This window comes from Streptomyces sp. NBC_00016, from assembly GCF_045040885.1.
Classification (GTDB): domain Bacteria; phylum Actinomycetota; class Actinomycetes; order Streptomycetales; family Streptomycetaceae; genus Streptomyces; species Streptomyces coriariae.
In genome coordinates this window covers 10211191-10227930 of sequence record NZ_CP108304.1, presented here as the reverse complement: position 1 = coordinate 10227930, position 16740 = coordinate 10211191, and the positions used below count along the sequence as shown (strand labels likewise).

Genomic DNA, 16740 nt, shown 5'->3' with positions numbered 1-16740 from the left:
CGGCTCCGCTGACGCTCCGCCAGATTCCCGCGCAAGCGTGGAATCGAATTCCGCAAGCGGAATTCTAGGTGTGTGCCCACTCGCGCAAGCGCGAATTGGGGGAATCCCGCAAGCGGGATTCCTGGGGCTGGCAGTAGGGGGGGTGCATCGCGCGCGGGACTGTGTAAGGCTTGGGATTCCCAGCCATCATCCCTGTAAAGGATGTGACGGACCGTCGACTGACGGGGTGCCGGCCTCGTTGTAGTGACGGGTTCCGCTGCGCTCCACCCTGAACCCCTCCCCCATCGTCTGACCGTCCCGGCATGTCCGCCAATGGCCTGTCAGCATACAGGGAAACGGCCGTTCGTGAGTGAGATTGAGTCACTGTGTCACCCTCGGGTGCGAAGTTGGTGTGCGGGTGATGCATCACAAGTTGTGACTGTGTAGAGTCTGGGATCAGATGCTACACCCCTAGCGCTGCGCACCTTACGCCTGGATTCCATTTTTTATTACGCGCTGCATTCCGCGAAAAGGAGAACATGGGGCATGGCCGTGAAGCTGCGTGATCACCAGATCGAGGCCGTTGCCGCCATTGTGCGGGGTCTTGATGTTCCGCCGGGTGGTATTCCCTGGAATGGTCTTCGTGGACAAGTGCACGCCGCGTGTGGGACGGGGAAAACCATCATGGCTGCCGCGTCGGCGAAACGGCTTGTGCCCAGGGGGCGTGTGCTCGTGCTGGTGCCGACGCTGGATCTGCTGGCGCAGACGGTGAGGGCGTGGCACGAGGCCGGGCACAAGGGGCCGGCGGTGGCCGTGTGTTCTCTCCAGGACGACCCGGAGCTGTGGTCGTTGAAGGTGCGCTCCACGACGAACCCGATCCAGTTGGCGCTGTGGCACGGCTCCGGGCCCGTGACCATCTACGCCACCTACGCGTCGCTGGGGGTGCTGGCGGAGGCGTTCGAGGGTGTCTACGGTCAGAAGCTTGATCCAGTAGACCTCGCGGTGGTTGATGAGGCCCACAGGACAAGTGGGTCGATGGGTAAGGCGTGGGCGGATATCCATGACCAGACCGTCATCCCGGCGTACAGGCGGCTGTACCTGACGGCGACGCCGCGAATCTGGGAGGAGCGGCTCAGCCGGGAGGTTGCTGAGGGGGTGCGGGATGCGCTGCCGAGGGAGATGGCGGCCTCCATGGATGACGAGAAGGTCTTCGGCCCCGTCCTGTACAAGCTCTCGCTCGCCTCTGCCGTCTCCCGAGGCTTGCTGGCGCGGTATCAGATCATCGTCCTGGAGCTGAAGGACCCCGTGGTCACCCCCGAACGGCTGATGGGCGAGGAGCGGCGCAGCGAAGAGGTACGCGGTCAGCGGCTGGGAGCCTTGCAGGCCGCGCTCCTGCACACCATGAGCCAGCACAACCTGCAGACGTGCATCACGTTCCATCATCGGACGATCGAGGCGCAGGCGTACGCGGAGGGCCTGGAGCGCGTCGCGGCGAAACTGCACGCCGACCAGCCCGAGACGTACCCCTCTCGGATTTGGGCGGACTGGCTGTGCGGCGAACACGTCCCCGAGCGCCGGCGGGAGGTCCTGGGTTCGTTCGGGTCGACGGCGCAGCGAGCTGTGCTGTCGAACTGTCGTGTTTTGGGCGAGGGTGTCGATATTCGAAGCGTGGATTCGGTTGCCCTACTTGACCCCAAGGGAGCGCCGCACGACATCGTCCAGGCCATCGGCCGGGCACTCCGGCAGAAGCCCGGACAAGGCAAGCTCGCCTCCCTGATCGTGCCCGTCTTCCTACAGCCCGGAGAGCAGCCTGAGGACATGTTCACCTCCGGCTCCTACCGGCCCCTGGTGAAAGTCCTGGAGGGCCTGCGCGCGCACGACGAAGAAGCCGTCGAATTGCTCGCGATCCCGCAGGAGCCGCAGAAAGACGTCGCACAGCCGTCCGTGAACATCGGTGTCGCGCCGGAGGAGGGCGAGGAAGAATCACGTTTGCTGCTCCGTTTTGCCGCCCCCAGGGATCCGGTGATGGTCGCGGAGTGGGTGTCGTTCAATGTGATCGACACCGAACGCCAGGACTGGGCACGCGGCTACGCGGCGCTGCGGCGGTACGTGGAGCGGGTCGGGAACGCTCGGGTGCCCTACGAGCACCGGGAGGGCGCGACACCGCTCGGGCAGTGGGTGGCAGAACAGCGACGGGCGTACGGAGCCGGGCAGATGACCTGCCAGCGCGCCCGCCGGCTCGAGCAACTCGGGATGGTGTGGTCGCCGGCCGATGAACGCTTCCAGGAGAACCTGGCGGCCGCGCGGGTCTACTACGAGCAGGCGTTCAGTCTCTGTGCTCCGCGGACAGCCACGGTGCTGGACCGGCCGTTGGGAATGTGGCTGGCGAACCTCCGACGGCCCGGGGCGCTGGACGGGCACCCGGAATGGGCGGCCGCGCTCGAGGCGATCGACCCGGACTGGAACCCCGCCTGGCCGGCCGACTGGCACCGCCACTACGCCGCCGTGCGCGAGCTGCTGCGCGACGAGACCGGAACGAAGCTCCTGCCGGGCGTCACCGTGGGAGGACAGGACGTCGGACGGTGGCTCCTTCGGCAGCGCCAACCGGGCGTGTGGGCAGGACTCATGGATGGCCAGCGCGAGCTCCTGGAGGAGCTCGGCATCACGCCGCTGGCGCTTGAGCCGGAGACGCCCGGCAAGGCCCCTCGCGGCGGTTCTGACGCCTTTGAGCGGGGTCTGGCGGCGCTGACTCAGTACAAGGACCGCACGGGCACGGTGGGGCCGATCAGCCGCTCCCACATCGAACGGATCGTGATCGACGGTGAGGAACACCCGATCAAGCTGGGAGTGTGGATCATGAACCTCAAGGGGCGCAGGGCGAAACTGCCCGGAGACCGGCTCGCGCAGCTTGCCGCGCTCGGACTCGACTGGGCCACGTGACCTCTGGTCTCCCAATTCGATTGCCGTCGGCGGACGGTGTCCGCCGATACTTCGGCATGAGCAGATTCGCGCAGGTCATCGTGTTGGCTCCGTACGCCGACGAGGTGATGAAACCACTGACACAGCCGGATGACTCGCGCAGCTGGGAGGGTCACTTCGAGCAGCTGGACCTGTTTGTTGGCGCGTGGGTGATCGAGTTCGAGCGGGTGCGTCCGCGTTCAGGTCTGCTCCGGCACCTGGAGTCCCTGGCGTGGCCGTATCCGGAGAGCGTGCAGGTGCTGATCCATGACGAGGACGACCACTGCTTCGGGCTGTGGATGATGCGCGACGGTGTACTGGCCGAACAGCCTGTGCCTGGCCACCGGCGCCTGCACGGGCCGGTGCTGACCATCGGTGAGTACCCGCCGTGCCCGCCGGACCCAGGTGTGCTGTGGCGGACGGAATCGCCTATGCCCACCGGCTTCTCCACTGCCCGCCAGGACATACGCCCCGCCTGGTAGACCCACCAGTCACCGGCCGGAGCTGCCGGCGTGTGGACCATGAATCTCAAGGGACACACCGCCGACAGCTCCAGAATGGGCGCATAAGGGTTAAGGAGTGGGATAAGTTTGTGGTTACGTGGAGTGGAGGTGCAGGGATGGCAACTGAGGAAGAGCTGTTCGCGTCCGTTGATGCTCTGCTGAACGAGGAGCCGCATCTGCCGCCTCCGGCGGAGCGTGCCCGACTGCGTGAGGCTGCCGGCATCACCCAGGCCCGTTTGGCCACCGCGCTGAAGACGACGACCCAGTCGGTGAAGAACTGGGAGAACGGCCGCAGCGAGCCGAAGTCGCCGCGTCTGGATGCCTACCAGCGGCTGCTGGACGGGTGGGCTGCGAAGTACCCGGCCCACGGTGTCGCCGCCGCTGCCGCGACGGCGCCGGCAGCCTCTGGTGAACCGACCGGATCCGCGACAGCAAACGCCCAGCAGACTCACGCCGTTGTGGCTGCGGAAGCACCGCATCCCGCCGCCCCCCGGCCCGCCGCGGCGTCGCGTCGCCCAGGCGTGAAGAAGGCGGCGAGGCCCGCGCTGGACCCGGGTTTCCCGCACGGGCCGCTCGCCGTGCTGGACGGTGACGGCTCCGCCTACGGCATCGACGGGATCGTGCTCGACTGCCCGGCGACAAGCGTGGTGGAGCTGGTGGAGTGGACGTTGCACGAGTCCGGCCTCGGCGCGCCGCGCCTGCACCGCAACGGCAAGGACAGCGACCCGCTGATCGTCCTCACCGGCGCGGCTGCCGTGAAACTCGGACTCCCGGAACGCCTGGAAGGCCACGAGCAGCGCCGATCGCTGCGTCTTCCCGAGGATCATCTGGTGGTCAAGCAGGTGGTGAAGGCGAAGTGGCGGCTCACCCAGCGCGGGTTCGGGCCGTGGGCAAGGATCTACCGCAAAGTCCAGGGGCGCGAGCGGCAGTGCGTGCAGTTGGCGATCCTGTCGTGGGACGCCCTCGATGAGCGGTCCTGGCCCGGGGTGGCGGAGATGGAGCCGGCCGACGTCGCCCGCGTCCTCGGTGTGTACGCGACCCGCGTCATCACCCCGCGCGGGTCGACGGCCGTCTCCGGGCTGGAGCTGATGACGGCGCTGCGCCCGCCCACCCGGGCCATGCGGGACGAAGCAAGCGGTAACTGGGTGCCCGGCCACAACCCCGGCTCGCTGGGGACGGAACCGATGGACCCGGCGCCGCCGGAGGCCACCCCCGAGCACCCCGTCGTCGTCGACAGCGGCTGGAGCGGCGGGTTCCTGAACGAGGAGGCGTACCAGTGGGTGCGCGACGTCAGCCTGCTGACGGATGAGGAATGCACGCTGCCGTACGCGGTGGGCCTGGACCTCAACACCGCGTTCCTTGCCGCCGCGGCCCGCCTGGTCGTCGGCCTTTCCGCCCCGGACCACTTCCACGCCCCGGCGTTCAACCCGAAGATCCCCGGGAGCTGGCTGGTCGACCTGTCCCACATCGAGGTGGACCCGCGCCTGCCCTCGCCGTTCACGCCGGACGGCACCCGGCCGACGGGACCTGCCTGGTATCAGACGCACACCGTCGCCTACGCCCAGGAACTCGGCTCCAACGTGACGCCGATCGAGGCGTATCTGCGCCGGGAGACCGGCGCGTACCTGGACCCGTGGCACGACCGTCTGAAGAACGCCTACGTCGACACCCTCGCCGACCTCGGCGTCACCAAGGACCTGGACGACCGCGCCTTCCTCACCGCGATGGAGCGGCACAAGGACGCCGACCCCGCGATGGCGGCCGTCCTCGCCGCCATCAAGGCCACCGTCAAGGGCGGCATCGGCAAACTCCGCGAGCGCCCCCAGGGCAAGAAGTACAAGGAGGGCGAACGGTGGCCGGCCCTCCAGCGCCCCACCTGGCGCCCCGACATCCGTGCCGCCGTCATCTCCAAGGCGCGGGTCAACATGCACCGCAAGCTCACCAACATGGCCAGGATGACGGGCCTGTACCCGCTCGCCGTGCTCTCCGACTGCGTCGTCTACCCCTCCCCCGGCGCCTCGCCACTGGACTTCCTGCCGTACGCCGCGTCGGGCAAGCCGCAGCCCGGAGGGTTCCGCCTCGGGCCCACGCCCGGCCTGGCCAAGTTGGAAGGCGTCCAGACGATGCTGTGGGCGGTCGACCTGATGGAGCAGGGCCACAACCCCGCCCGCCACATCAAGGGCGGCGACGCCGTCCTGGACGAAGGAGAGTAGGCCGTGGCCGGAGAGATCGACGACGCGATCGAACGGGCCGACCGGGAATCGTTCACCCGCCAGCCGCCGAAGACGCTGAAGGGTCAGATCGGCTACCTGATCAAGCAGTTGGGCAGTGCGAAGGCCGTCGCGCAGGAGATCGGGGTCACCGCCGACTCGGTGAACCGCTACCGGCGCGGTGCCCGCAAGCACGCCCGTGCCGACGTCGCCGCGAAGATCGACGACGCGGTACGGCAACGCTGGCAGCCACTGGTGCGCAAACGCCGACAGAAGCAGGCCGCCACTACCGGTGGGGTGACGGTGGAGACGCGGGCCCGGTTCGGCTACACCGCACCGGTCGGCACCACCGACGACGGACGCTTCCGACGGCTCACCGTGCACCTTCCCCCTGCGTACGCACAACGCCTGTTCGACGCCCGCAACACAGGCGCCAGCGACCGGGAGATGCGAGGGATCATCGCCGAGGGATTCAAAGAGATCTACTTCCAGGACGGCGGAGGCCGCGCCATGGGACTCTCCGACGTCACCCTCAACGACATCGACTACCTCGACCTCGACTACTAACCCCCACACCAACCGGGAGGCCGGACCTGCTCGTCGGGCTCCCGTTCCTCGTCTGTCCGCCCTGCTTGGCGAAAGAGCCGAGGCAGCAGCTTGCGAAGGGGACAGCCCTCTCCCAACCCTCCCGGGGATCCGGTGTGCTTGATCCGCTGGGCATCTGTTGCGAAGGCGCCCGCCCGGGACGGCGAACACGAGACCGTGAGGGAGTGACACATCACCTCGGCCTCCTGCGGCCCGCTCCCCTGCAGGGGGAGACGACCGCGTCGCTGGCGGACCGGGGGCGCGGTCGCCGGGCCGGTGTCGTTCGGCTGCCGCCTGTGCACGGACGTGCGGCTTCTGCCGGAGGTGACCGCTGCGCAGCGGCAGTGGACCGGGGTGGCGCGACGGGCGGTACGGGCCGGGGCCGAGCCGGAGAGGGTGTTCGCGCTGGCGCACGCGGTGGTGGCCCGGTGGTGGGAGCAGGCCCTCAACTGGATCGGGAGGCCGCGGCGCCTGCACCAGGTCGCGGGCGGTAACGCCAGCGGGGATCTGGAGCGGTGGCGGATCGTGGGGCGGGACGCGGTCGTCTTCCCCGAGGTCGTGGCCGTCGCCGGCGCGCTGCTGGACCCGGCCATGTGCCCAGCTGGCGTGGACCGACAGCGGGGCCGGGCGGCCGCGGCCGCTGCCCTCCGACGGGATGTTCTGCCGCCGGCTCGGCGAGCGGGTGGACCGCCCGTGGCTGGGGCCGCTGGCCGCGATCGACTACGGCGGCCCGCTGACCTCCTGGATGGGCAGCGTCATCCGCATCCGCCGCGGCGCCGGCGGACCACCCGGATACGGCAACGCCCCCTGGTGGCTGCGCCAGGAAAACCAGCCCTCCACGATGGCCGGACAACTGCGCGTGCTGGGCAAGGAGAAGAAAGCGCCGGGTTCGGGGACGATGTGGCGCTCGACCGTGCCCGCCGAGCAGCGCGCCCAGATCACCAGTCTCGTCGACGGCGCTCAGGAGCAGCTCATCCAGCTGCGCGGGGCGCAGACCGGTTCGAGTGCGGACGTGGCCCAGCATCTGTTGCGCATCCTCAGCCACAGCGCCGCCCTGCTCGAGAAGGCCCTGCAGCACACTGTCGTGGCGGCCGTGAACGCCGGAGTGCCGCCGCGGGATGTGGCCCCGCCCCCGGCCCGTTGGCGGACCCCTACACCGCCGACACCCAGACACCAGCCCAGGCCTATGACCAGCACAACACCCCTGACCAGCCAAAACACACCCCGGGACCATTAGACGCAGAAGCTACCCACACCCCGGAAATTCGGTGGCAGCGGTGCTTCCACCTGGTCCGGATGCGCCTGGACGCGGGTGAGGCGCTGCCCACCACGGCGGGCGAGGTTCTGCGCCAGGGCGAGGATCTCGGGCGGTGGGTGACGTCGGTGCGGCTCGGGTGGGCTCAGCTCACGACCGTGCAGCAGTGGATGTGCGAGCAGGTCCTCGGGATCAAGCCCGCCAGCGAGGACGAGAAGCCGAGACCTCGCCGTACGCAGGCCGGCAAGTGGGCGGTGAACTACGAGGCCGCCAAGCAGTTCCACGAGCGCGAGGGGCACCTTCAGGTCCCGAGGAAGCACGTCGAGCGGATCGTCGGCGAGGACCAGGAGGAGCGGGAGCTCAAGCTGGGTGGGCGAGGACCAGGAGGAGCGGGAGCTCAAGCTGGGTGCCTGGATCGGGAATCAGCGGAGCAGGGCCGCGACGCTGACGCCGGAGCGGATGGAGCAGCTGGCCGCCATCGGGATGCGGTGGTCCTGACGATGGGCGCGAACGTCTTGGTGGTTGCCGTCGCGGCGCTCGTGGTGGGCTACCTGGTGGGCCGGGTGCGGCCGTGGCTGCGGCTGGGCGACTGGGCTGAGGGTCAGGTGCGGTTCACCGGCGCGTGGGTGCGGGGCGGCGCGGCCCGCCAGGCCGTCGTCGTCCTGGTCCACGTCCTTGTCCGGCCGCGGCCCTTGTCCGGCCGCGCACAGCTGGCGCGGCCCGGGAAGCTGTGTACGGGCGGGGAGCGGGGTCGGCAGGGCACTGGACAGCAGGTCCGAGCACCGACACGATCGCGTTCATGACACCCGGGGATGCCATTGTCGTTACTGCCGACCGGATCGCGGAGCTGCTGGTGGGGGCCGACCCACGCACGCCGCTGCCGGGCGCGGAGTGGACGGTGGGAGAGGCGGCGGCGCACCTCGCGCTGGCGGGGAAACTGATGGCGGACATCGGGGCGGGCGAGGAGCGCCCCTACGGCGATGGGACGCCGAGCGGTCTCGCGGCGGCCAACCGTGCGGCTCTGGCCGTCTTCCCGCAGCGGGATCCGGCGGTCCTCGGTGCGCAGATCGCGGATACCGCCCGAGCCTTCGTTGTGGCCGCGGCCGGCCGCAGTTCGCGCGAGGCGTTGCTGACGCCGATGGGGCCGATGAACCTGGCCGCCCTGGGCTCGTACCTGCTCACGCACCTGCTCGGGCACGGATACGACATCGCGGTCGCGCTGCGCGGGCCCCACATGGTCAACCGGGAAGTGGTCGCGTTCACGCTGCCCTTCATGCGACTGGCCATGCCGCGTGCAGTGAACGCCGGCGCGGCCGGCCACCACGCGTGTTATCTGTTGCGGGTCGGCCGCGACCGCTTCGCCGTCACCTTCGCGGACGGCGTGCCCACGGTCTCCGACACCCCGCCCCGGCGGCCCGACTGCACGATAGCCATCGACCCCGTCGCCTTCCTCCTCCTCGCCCTGGGCCGCTGGACCGCCCCCACCGCCATGGCCCGCGCCAAGGTCGTCGTCTGGGGCCGCAAACCGTGGCTGGGCCTGCGCTTCCCGTTGCTCTTCACAGCGCCGTAGACGAGCGAGCAGGCTGCCGCCGGACGGCCTCTTTGACTCGTCCCCGGGCAAGACGTGACATGCGGCTTCGGGAGGCCGCCAAGGCCGGGAGCATGTCTGCGCTCTGCGACGCGAATCGCTCGGTCGGCTGCTGGATCGTGGTGGTGGCCGGCTTGTCACGGGCCACGTCGTCCCGCACTCCCGCACTCGTTGAGAAACCGATCAGGCTCCCTCGCTGTCAGTTCTGCGCCTGCTCGGCGCCGTCCGCGCCGCCGGGATGCGCGTACGGGTCACCGATCACCGCCGTGGCGGCGTCCAGGACCAGCACGTGGTCGCCACCATCCGCGTCGGCGAGCGGCGGCCGGATCAGCCGGGCGGACAGGGCCGTCCGGCTGATCCGGCCTCGACCGCGCCCTCTACGACCAGGTCGCGCACGGCATGGACGTCTCGATCGTGGCGCCGGAGACGGCATCGCCGACGAACGGCTCTGGGGCGTCCTCGACGACCCTGCTTGGGTGCGCCCGCAGCACTCCGGCGCGGTGCGCTCCCTGGAATCCTCGTCACGGTGCCGAGGGCCGCTCCACGCCGCGCGTCACCTTCCCGGGAGCAAGGGGATCGTCCGGGTGGCCAGCCGACTGCTCGCTGACCGCCACCTCGTCTGCTCACTCCGGCGGGCCGGTGGCCGGATCGTGGTGGCGTGCGATCAGGGCCCAGTTTTCCGTTGATACGAGGGCGCGCACCAAGGGTCGGTGGGACGCCAGCGCATGGGACAGTGCATCGGAGACGGTCACCGGCAATGGCTGTACCCTCTCGCTGTCACCGAACATGAGCTGAATGAGCTGTGTGAGAAACAGCAGGACGCCGTCGTGTGCGTCGCCGGGGACTCGCCGTCTGTCCTGGCCGAAGGCCGTGAGAAGGGCGTGCACGGCCGACACCAGCTGGGGGTGGCGCATGTCCATCAGCAGTCGCGTTCCCCGGAGCGCCCGGTTGTAGAGATCGCCGAGCTCCCTGTCGCTCATGGTCGTGCGATCGGCCAGCAGCAGTTCGAGCAGGTCGTGCGCGAGCGATGAGGCCGGAGCACCGTCGACCGGGCTGAACACAGTCACGGCTTGGCCGAGCCACCGGAATACCGGGTCCAGGGCGTGCCGCATCACCGAGTCATTGGTTCCGCCGGACACGGCTGTCTTGTGCCACAGCTCATCCCAGTACGACCGTGACCAGCCTGTGCCTTCGCTGCCTCGCGGGTAGCGGAAGTGCCAGTTCATGTCGAGCGGCTGCGGTGGGGTGCCTGGCTCGGAGCGAAGCGATATCTCCAGGGCCCGGCCCTCGTCGTCCCACGTGTGATGCACGTCGACGGAGAGAGCGAAGTCCGTCCACTGGCTCTCGTTCATCGCCGAGCGCCACAGCAGGCAGTGCCGGTGCCAGGCACCCGGCGGGTCAGCGGAGTCTGGGAACAGCTCGGCGGCGGTGCAACGCTCGGCGAACAGCACCGTCAGGAGGACGAGGTTGGAGCCGTACAGGCCGTGGCGTGTCGTGGTGCGCAGTAGGGCGGGCCGGTAGGTCGGGTACTGGTCTGCGGTGCGCGTCGTGTGCTGGGTCAGGGCCTGGATGAGGGTCCGGGTCAGCCGGCGCCGTTCCGGCGCGGACAGTCTGCCGGTGAGCGACCGCGCGAAGCGCAGCATCTGCCGGGACGCCAGGGAGGTGTAGGAGAGCAGTGCGTAGGCGAGGTCGTCGTCGATGCGGGTGTCCCCGAGGGAAAGCGTGGGGCGGGGTGCGAGCAGGTCGGTGAGCAGGTGCAGGGTGAGGCGTATGGCCAGATACTCGCCGAAGGTCGCGTGCAGGAACTCGTAGGTGGCCAGTACCTGGCCGTCGCGTACGGACTGGGCTCGCTGGACGAAGAAGAAGCGGCCGAGGGCCGTTTCGGCGGCGGTGAGCGGGGTGCGGAATCCCGGTGGTCGCACGGGCTGTCTGCCCAGTACGGCGTTGAGGTCCTGTTCGAGTTCGTCGGCCGACACCCACTGGCGGCCCCGGTTCAGCTGGGCGAAGGCCACGAGTGACAGACGTTGCAGTTCCTGCTCGACGAGGGCGGCCGTGTCCGCGTCGGGGAGGGCATGGAGTGTCGTCTTTCCGACCTCGCGCCGGGCGAAGGAGGACAGCAGCTGCTCGTACAACTCGGTGACGTCGAAGTCGTCGGCGCGCCGCAGAGCGCCCTCGGCTGCGTCGTACAGTGCGAGCATCGTCAACAGCAGTGGCTGGATGGCGAGTTCGGCGTGCCGTTCGAGGTGCTGCCAGGTGAGCGGGCCGCGGCGGTGCGCCGAGAATCCGACCGTGTTGGCTTCGTTCCACACGGCCAGCCAGGTCGTGATCTGCTCGGTGCGGAAGGGTTCCAGGCGTAGGACGACCATGCCGGTGGGGTATCGGGCGCGGTCGGCCACGGAGGTCCGGCTCGTCACCAACGCGAGCACGGGCCGCCCCTGATCCGCCTCACGCTGCTGGAACTGGGAGACGCGTTCCAGGAAGTTGGTCTGGTGGACGCCGGTCGTCTGCAGCAACTCGTCGAAGCCGTCCAGGAGCAGAACGGGGGTACTGCCGCCCGCCGCGCGCACCAATTCCGGCCAGCTGACCCGTTCGCCGGTGGAGGCGCGGATCGCCTGTTCGATCTGGTCCTGCAGTTCGTCCTCCACCCGGACGTCCCGCAGCGGCACGCGCACGGGGAGGAAACCGACGGAGGGGAGCCGTGCGGCGAGCACCCGGGTGAGGGCTGATTTGCCGGCGCCGGGCTGGCCCAGGATCAGCAGGGGGGCCTCGGCGAGGTGGGGAGAGGTGAGGGCCCCCGCCAGGTAGCGGGTGAGGTCTCGGCGGAGGGGCAATCGGCCCCACCATTCGTGGTCGGCGGGTGCGGCCTGTCCGGAGACGGCACTGACACGGAAGTCCGGGTCGAGGTAGAGGTCCTGAAGGGTGGGGATCCTGATGCCGTCCGGCGCCGACGCGGCGTCCAGCACTGGGTGAGCGAGCGCCGCCCGGTGTGCGCGCGCCAGCGCGGAGGCCACGTCGACCGGCGGGCGCAGCGCCTCGGCGGTGCGGGTGAGGAGGGTCTCGATCCCGGACAGGGCACGGCCGACGTCTGTGTGGATCGCCTGCTGCGCCACGTGTGTGACCCAGAAGCCGAATTCGGGCGCCGCCTTGGCAAGCTCGACGTAGAGACTCTGGTATCGGGCAAGAGCTGCGTGCGGCAGGTCATCGATGAGAGCCGCATGGGTCCGAAGGCGCTGCACCGCGTCCAGGTGCTCCCAAAGAGCAAGGCCTTGCAGGAAGTCGAAGAACCTGCGGGCGTACTCCGCGTAACTCCCGAGCAGCATCGCGGTGAGTGCGGAGGGCCGTATGTGCGGTGCCGGGCAGGGCAGGTCCGTGGCGAGCAGCAATGACACCAGGTCCGGCATCCGCGGGGTCGAGCCTGATTCCGTTCGGGCGAGGGCGAGTTGCTCGTCGCGGGTCAATCGCACCTCGGCGAGGGTGAACGGAAGCTCCACCTCCTCCATCGCCTCGAAGAAGGCCACCACGACGATGACCGTGTGCGCCGCGCGCAGCACATCGGTCCGCTCCGCACGTGCCTGGGTACGGTGCAGACGGGCGCCGACGCCGCGGAGCGCGTCGCGTCCGAGGCCGAGGAGGCGTCCGTTGGCGTCGGCCATGCCGATCACCGTGCCGCTGACCCCGGCGGTCGCCAGATTCAACGCCCCACCGAGCGCCCGATCCAACGCCGCCAGCCGCGGCGGCTCGGCACCGAGAAGCACCAGCGCGTCGGCGAACGCCAGGAGTCTGCGTGCCACCATTCCCTCACTCCCGTTTCTGTACAGGCTCGGCCGCGGCTGACGCTACCGTGCGCCGTTGGTCCCGTCGGGGGGATTGCACAGGACGCGGAGGACCGCGAAGCGGGGTGCTCAGCATTGGCTGCGGCGTCCACCGTCCGAGCACATCGGCACTGCAGGACGAAGAACAGGAAGCACAGGAAGCGCGGCTCGGTCGCCATAGCTGCTTCGGGGAGCAGCTCGCGGGCGGCTACGTCAGGCTCCGGCTCGCTGATGACCGTGATCCGGAAACCACCGGCCCCGGTGAATACCTCGTCCACGGCCACGCACCATAGCGCTCGCCTCCGACAGCCTCTCCGCCGTCACCGCCGTGTCCCACCGGTCCACGTCCGACCGGTACTCCTGCTGCCCGACTCGGCCGGGCCAGTCTTCCTGTCGGGAAGCAGGGCTCGCCGATTCGACGGGCCGGAAAGCTGGAGCCGGGCGGCCGCAGACGAGTCCCTGAACGCGATCGACACCGTCGCCGGGGCGCTGTCCGCGCGTCGGGCCGGGCGTCGCGGCCGCCCTCGCGCCGGTGACGGCTGGCGCCGCCAATGCACGCCGACAGCTCGGACTCGGCAACGACGAAAGCGCGGCGGCCACGGTGGAGGTGCCGGGCCTCCCTGCGTTCCGCACAGCGTTCCCGGCGGCGGGGGATGGGGTCTGGGGTCTGGGGGATCCGTACGGACGGCTGGCCGGAGGCGCGCAAGGTTGTTCATCGCGTGCATGGGCGCAGGCGGACAGGAGGATTCGGGTGGGCGCCGGGCGCTCAGCCCACCTTGCGCCCCCGCATCGGCTCGGTGGCCTCGCCCTCACCGGCCCGCAGTCCCAGGAGGAACTCTTCCAGCACCTCCGGCGCCGTGTGCTGCGGATGCCAGCCCAGCTCGACGCGGGCACGCGTGCAGTCCATCAGAGGGAGCCTGAGCACCGCGTCGAAGAGGTGCGGGGAGGACGGGAGGAGGCGCAGACCCCAGGCGGCAGCAATCGCCGATCGGGCCACCGTCCGGGGCAGGCGCACCGGACGGGCGTCGAACATCTCGCCGAGCAGCTCCGCGTCGAGGGCCGGCTCGGCGGCCAGGTTGAAGGGGCCGCGCACCTCGGTACGCAGCGCGAGCCGGTACGCCTCGGCCGCGTCGTCGGTGTGCAGCGCCTGGACGCGCAGTCCCGGAATGTCCGGCAGGAACGGCAGCAGTTCGGGGCGGGCGACCGGGCCGGGCAGGAACCGGCCGCCGAAGATGCGCCGCTGCTCGCTCGCCGACTGCCGCTTGAACAGGAACGCGGGCCGCATCCGCACCACCCGGATCCCGGGGTGGTCGCGCTCGAAGGTGTCCAGGGTCCGCTCGAGGTAGGCCTTCTCCCGGCAGTACGCGGCGTCCGGCCAGCCGTGCGTGGGCCAGGACTCGTCCACCGCGTGGTCCTTCGGTCCCGGCGAGTACGCGCCCACCGAGGACGCGTGCACGAGGACGGGCACCCGCGCGGCGGCCACGGCCTCGAAGACCCGGATGCTGCCCAAAACGTTCGTACGCCAGGTCGCCGCCGGATCGTGGGTCGGCTGGAACGCCCAGGCCAGGTGCACGACCGCGTCCGCGTCGACGAAGGCGGCGGCGAGATCGGCCCGGTCCGAGGCCAGGTCGACGGCCGTCCACTCGGTCTTCCGCGGCGACCAGTCCGGGATCCGCCGGGAGAGACCCCTTACCGAGGCCACGTCCGGGTCCTCCGAGAGAAGCCGCACCACGCTCGTGCCGACATTTCCGGTGGCACCCGTGACGACGACCTTGCTGCCCGTTGCGCTGCTCACCCTCGGCTCCTCTCGCCGGTCCTCGCAGGGACCGGCCGAGTACCCCGGCCCCGCCGGGCGCACGCGGGGCCCGCCCGGTGCGCCGGCCTGCGCGGCTGGGCCGCGCAGGGTGTTCACACCGGTCAGCCGTGCCGACAGCCCCCACAGCCGGGCCGCCTGATCCGGGTCCGTCGCCCAGTCCCTTCACGCCGGCCCGCTCGCCGTCCGTCGGGGCGGGCTCGGCGACGTGTCCGAGGAGGAGATCAAGGGCGCGCTCGCCCTGATGGAGTCGATGTCCCGCGACGACCTCGAAGGGGACGACTTCAAGGACCCCTACACCGAAGCCATGGACAAGATCATCGAAGCAAAACGGGGCAATCGGCGAGCAGGGCGCCGACTGTGACGCGGCCGCTCCTGCGGCTACGACAGCAGGACGGTGATCTCGCCGGACGGCCTTGCGGGCGGTGCGGCCGACACTGAGGAGGCTGGCCGACGCTGGGCCGGTCCAGTCGAGATGTGATCGCCGTGTTTCACGTTGGCTGTGCCGGGGCGCGCGCACCGATACTGGCTCGGACGATCTCAGGCGGGGGCAGTGGTGGAGTGGTGGCTTGGGCTGGGCGGGCTGACTGCGGGATTGCTGATAGCGGTGGTGACCGCGCCGGTCGGGGTGTCGGGAGCGGTGTTCCTTCTCCCCGTCCAGTTGAGCGTGTTCGCGGTGCCCAGCCCTACTGTCACGCCGACGAACCTTCTCTTCAACGTCGTCGCCGGTCCCGGATCGCTGTGGCGCCACCGCGCAACCGGCGCCGTGCGCGGCCCGCTCACCCGGCGTCTGCTCCTGGGCACCCTGCCGGGTGTGGTCATCGGTGCGGCCGTGCGGGTCTTCGCCCTCCCCGGCCCGGTCGTCTTCCGGTTGCTCATCGCCGGATTCCTGCTCCCTCTCGGGCTGTGGCTGTGTGCCCGCACCCTTTGTCGGCCACACGGCCGGCCCGCCGCCGAACCCTCCGACCGGACGGTCATCGCCCTCGCCGTGGCCGTGGGTGTCGTCGGCGGGATCTACGGCATCGGTGGCGGTTCCCTCCTCGGTCCGGTCCTCGTCGGCCGGGGTATGCCCGTCGCCCGTGTCGCCCCCGCCGCGCTCGCCGCCACCTTCGCGACCTCACTCGTCGGTGCCACCACCTTCGCGCTGCTCTCCCTGACCGGGCGAGGGAACATCTCACCCGACTGGTACCTGGGTGTGTCCTGCGGCCTCGGCGGACTCATCGGCGGATACCTCGGCGCCCGACTCCAGCCTCGCATCCCGGAAACCGCACTGCGCCTCCTGCTGGGCGCGCTGGCCGCCGCCATCGGCACCCTCTACGCCGTCCAGACCCTCACCTGAGCAAAGGGTCGGGGGAACAACCAGCCGTGCACACGTGGGCGCCCGGTCCGGTACCGAGGCCCTGGAGTGAGCGGGAGGGGTCAAGGAGCAGCAGTCGCAGCCGGGACGGCAGCCGCACGCGTCCAGCTCGGCGGACGGCACCGCCGCGGCCGTGGGGCGCAACAGCCCTTGCCCTGCCGGGCGTCGCGGCCCTCCTTCACCACGATGGCGGCGATCACGAGGGCGGCGGACGGGTAAGCGCACAGCGGCGTCTGCTTGGAGTCGGCGACCGCGGAGGCAGCGCCGAGTTCGCGTCCGGCCTTGCGTTAAGCGGCAGAGAGAGACGGCGTGATCGCCAGTGACAAGGCGACGACGATGCCGGGGATGGAAGGTTCGGCCTCGGCGGTGCCGGTGAGCGCGCGGACGGCGTCGACGGCGACAGGGGCGGCGAGCGCGAAGAACGACACCGCGATGATCCGCAGGGTGCGCTGCTCGCGTACTTCGCGGACTGTGTGGTCGCGGGCGGAGAACTGCCGGGCGACCGCGGCGGCGGAGGAGACCTCGATGACCGAGTCGAGGCCGAAGCCGATCAGCGCGGTGGAGGAGGCGATCGTGCCGGCAGTGAGGCAGGGCAACGTCACCGACCGCTGGGAGGACACGGCGGGACAACGCCTGCGGCCCCGGCCTGCCGTAGGGATTGCCCACCCATTTCCGGGCTG

Annotated in this window: 12 protein-coding genes and 2 pseudogenes; 10 read left to right on the top strand and 4 right to left on the bottom strand. The window is 70.2% G+C overall.

Translation table 11 applies throughout. The features are described from left to right. Positions 1-525 precede the first annotated feature (525 nt). From OG933_RS45055 to OG933_RS45020, 8 genes are all read left to right on the top strand, one after another. On the top strand, positions 526-2919 hold the full coding sequence (locus OG933_RS45055) for a Helicase associated domain protein (RefSeq protein WP_405624693.1): 2394 nt from the start codon (positions 526-528) through the stop codon (positions 2917-2919). Then, on the top strand, positions 2916-3419 hold the full coding sequence (locus tag OG933_RS45050; RefSeq protein ID WP_405624694.1) for a hypothetical protein: 504 nt from the start codon (positions 2916-2918) through the stop codon (positions 3417-3419). Before OG933_RS45055 ends, OG933_RS45050 begins: the two co-directional genes overlap by 4 nt. Positions 3420-3556: 137 nt before the next feature. Next, positions 3557-5653 carry a telomere-associated protein Tap gene (tap, locus tag OG933_RS45045; protein ID WP_405624695.1) on the top strand — a complete coding sequence of 699 codons (2097 nt, stop codon included), beginning with the start codon at positions 3557-3559 and terminating at the stop codon, positions 5651-5653. Between the two features lie 3 nt (positions 5654-5656). Further along, positions 5657-6217, top strand: a complete 561-nt coding sequence (gene tpg, locus OG933_RS45040) for a telomere-protecting terminal protein Tpg (protein WP_362533219.1) — start codon at positions 5657-5659, stop codon at positions 6215-6217. 673 nt (positions 6218-6890) lie between these two features. Continuing rightward, positions 6891-7472: a hypothetical protein gene (locus tag OG933_RS45035; RefSeq protein ID WP_331739654.1), complete on the top strand. Its 582-nt coding sequence runs from the start codon at positions 6891-6893 to the stop codon at positions 7470-7472. A 387-nt stretch (positions 7473-7859) separates the two neighbouring features. Next, positions 7860-7988: a helicase associated domain-containing protein gene (locus OG933_RS45030; protein ID WP_405624696.1), complete on the top strand. Its 129-nt coding sequence runs from the start codon at positions 7860-7862 to the stop codon at positions 7986-7988. Positions 7989-7990: 2 nt separating this feature from the next. Continuing rightward, entirely contained in the window at positions 7991-8293 is a 303-nt protein-coding gene (locus OG933_RS45025; RefSeq protein ID WP_331739657.1) for a hypothetical protein, read from the top strand. After that, a complete protein-coding gene (locus tag OG933_RS45020; RefSeq protein ID WP_405624697.1) occupies positions 8290-9060 on the top strand; it encodes a maleylpyruvate isomerase family mycothiol-dependent enzyme in 771 nt (256 codons plus the stop codon). The genes OG933_RS45025 and OG933_RS45020 overlap by 4 nt, the downstream gene beginning before the upstream one ends. A 641-nt stretch (positions 9061-9701) precedes the next feature. On the opposite strand, the gene OG933_RS45015 is transcribed toward OG933_RS45020, so the two are convergent. The 3 genes and pseudogenes from OG933_RS45015 to OG933_RS45005 form a co-directional block, all read right to left on the bottom strand. Next, positions 9702-12872 (bottom strand): NACHT domain-containing protein, encoded by a 3171-nt coding sequence (locus OG933_RS45015; protein WP_405624698.1) that lies wholly within the window; start codon positions 12870-12872, stop codon positions 9702-9704. Between the two features lie 149 nt (positions 12873-13021). Then, positions 13022-13171, bottom strand: a pseudogene (locus OG933_RS45010) (SAM-dependent methyltransferase); the annotation flags it as partial. A 485-nt stretch (positions 13172-13656) separates the two neighbouring features. Continuing rightward, complete coding sequence (locus tag OG933_RS45005) at positions 13657-14685, bottom strand: SDR family oxidoreductase (RefSeq protein ID WP_405624699.1); 1029 nt, start codon at positions 14683-14685, stop codon at positions 13657-13659. 226 nt (positions 14686-14911) lie between these two features. On the opposite strand from OG933_RS45005, the gene OG933_RS45000 reads away from it, so the two are divergent. Both OG933_RS45000 and OG933_RS44995 read left to right on the top strand, forming a co-directional pair. Then, positions 14912-15067, top strand: coding sequence for a hypothetical protein (locus OG933_RS45000; protein WP_331739663.1), 156 nt, complete (start codon positions 14912-14914; stop codon positions 15065-15067). 192 nt (positions 15068-15259) lie between these two features. Continuing rightward, positions 15260-16042: a sulfite exporter TauE/SafE family protein gene (locus OG933_RS44995; protein ID WP_331740754.1), complete on the top strand. Its 783-nt coding sequence runs from the start codon at positions 15260-15262 to the stop codon at positions 16040-16042. Between the two features lie 84 nt (positions 16043-16126). Here the strand turns inward: OG933_RS44995 and OG933_RS44990 are convergent. Next, positions 16127-16719, bottom strand: a pseudogene (locus OG933_RS44990) (hypothetical protein); the annotation flags it as partial. Between the last annotated feature and the right edge of the window lie 21 nt (positions 16720-16740).

Coding starts and splice junctions, on each gene's coding strand:
- OG933_RS45025 (WP_331739657.1), top strand. CDS start 7,991: ATGGGCGCGAACGTCTTGGTGGTTGCCGTCGCGGCGCTCGTGGTGGGC.
- tap (WP_405624695.1), top strand. CDS start 3,557: ATGGCAACTGAGGAAGAGCTGTTCGCGTCCGTTGATGCTCTGCTGAAC.
- OG933_RS45015 (WP_405624698.1), bottom strand. CDS start 12,872: ATGGTGGCACGCAGACTCCTGGCGTTCGCCGACGCGCTGGTGCTTCTC.
- OG933_RS45020 (WP_405624697.1), top strand. CDS start 8,290: ATGACACCCGGGGATGCCATTGTCGTTACTGCCGACCGGATCGCGGAG.
- OG933_RS45055 (WP_405624693.1), top strand. CDS start 526: ATGGCCGTGAAGCTGCGTGATCACCAGATCGAGGCCGTTGCCGCCATT.
- OG933_RS45035 (WP_331739654.1), top strand. CDS start 6,891: ATGTTCTGCCGCCGGCTCGGCGAGCGGGTGGACCGCCCGTGGCTGGGG.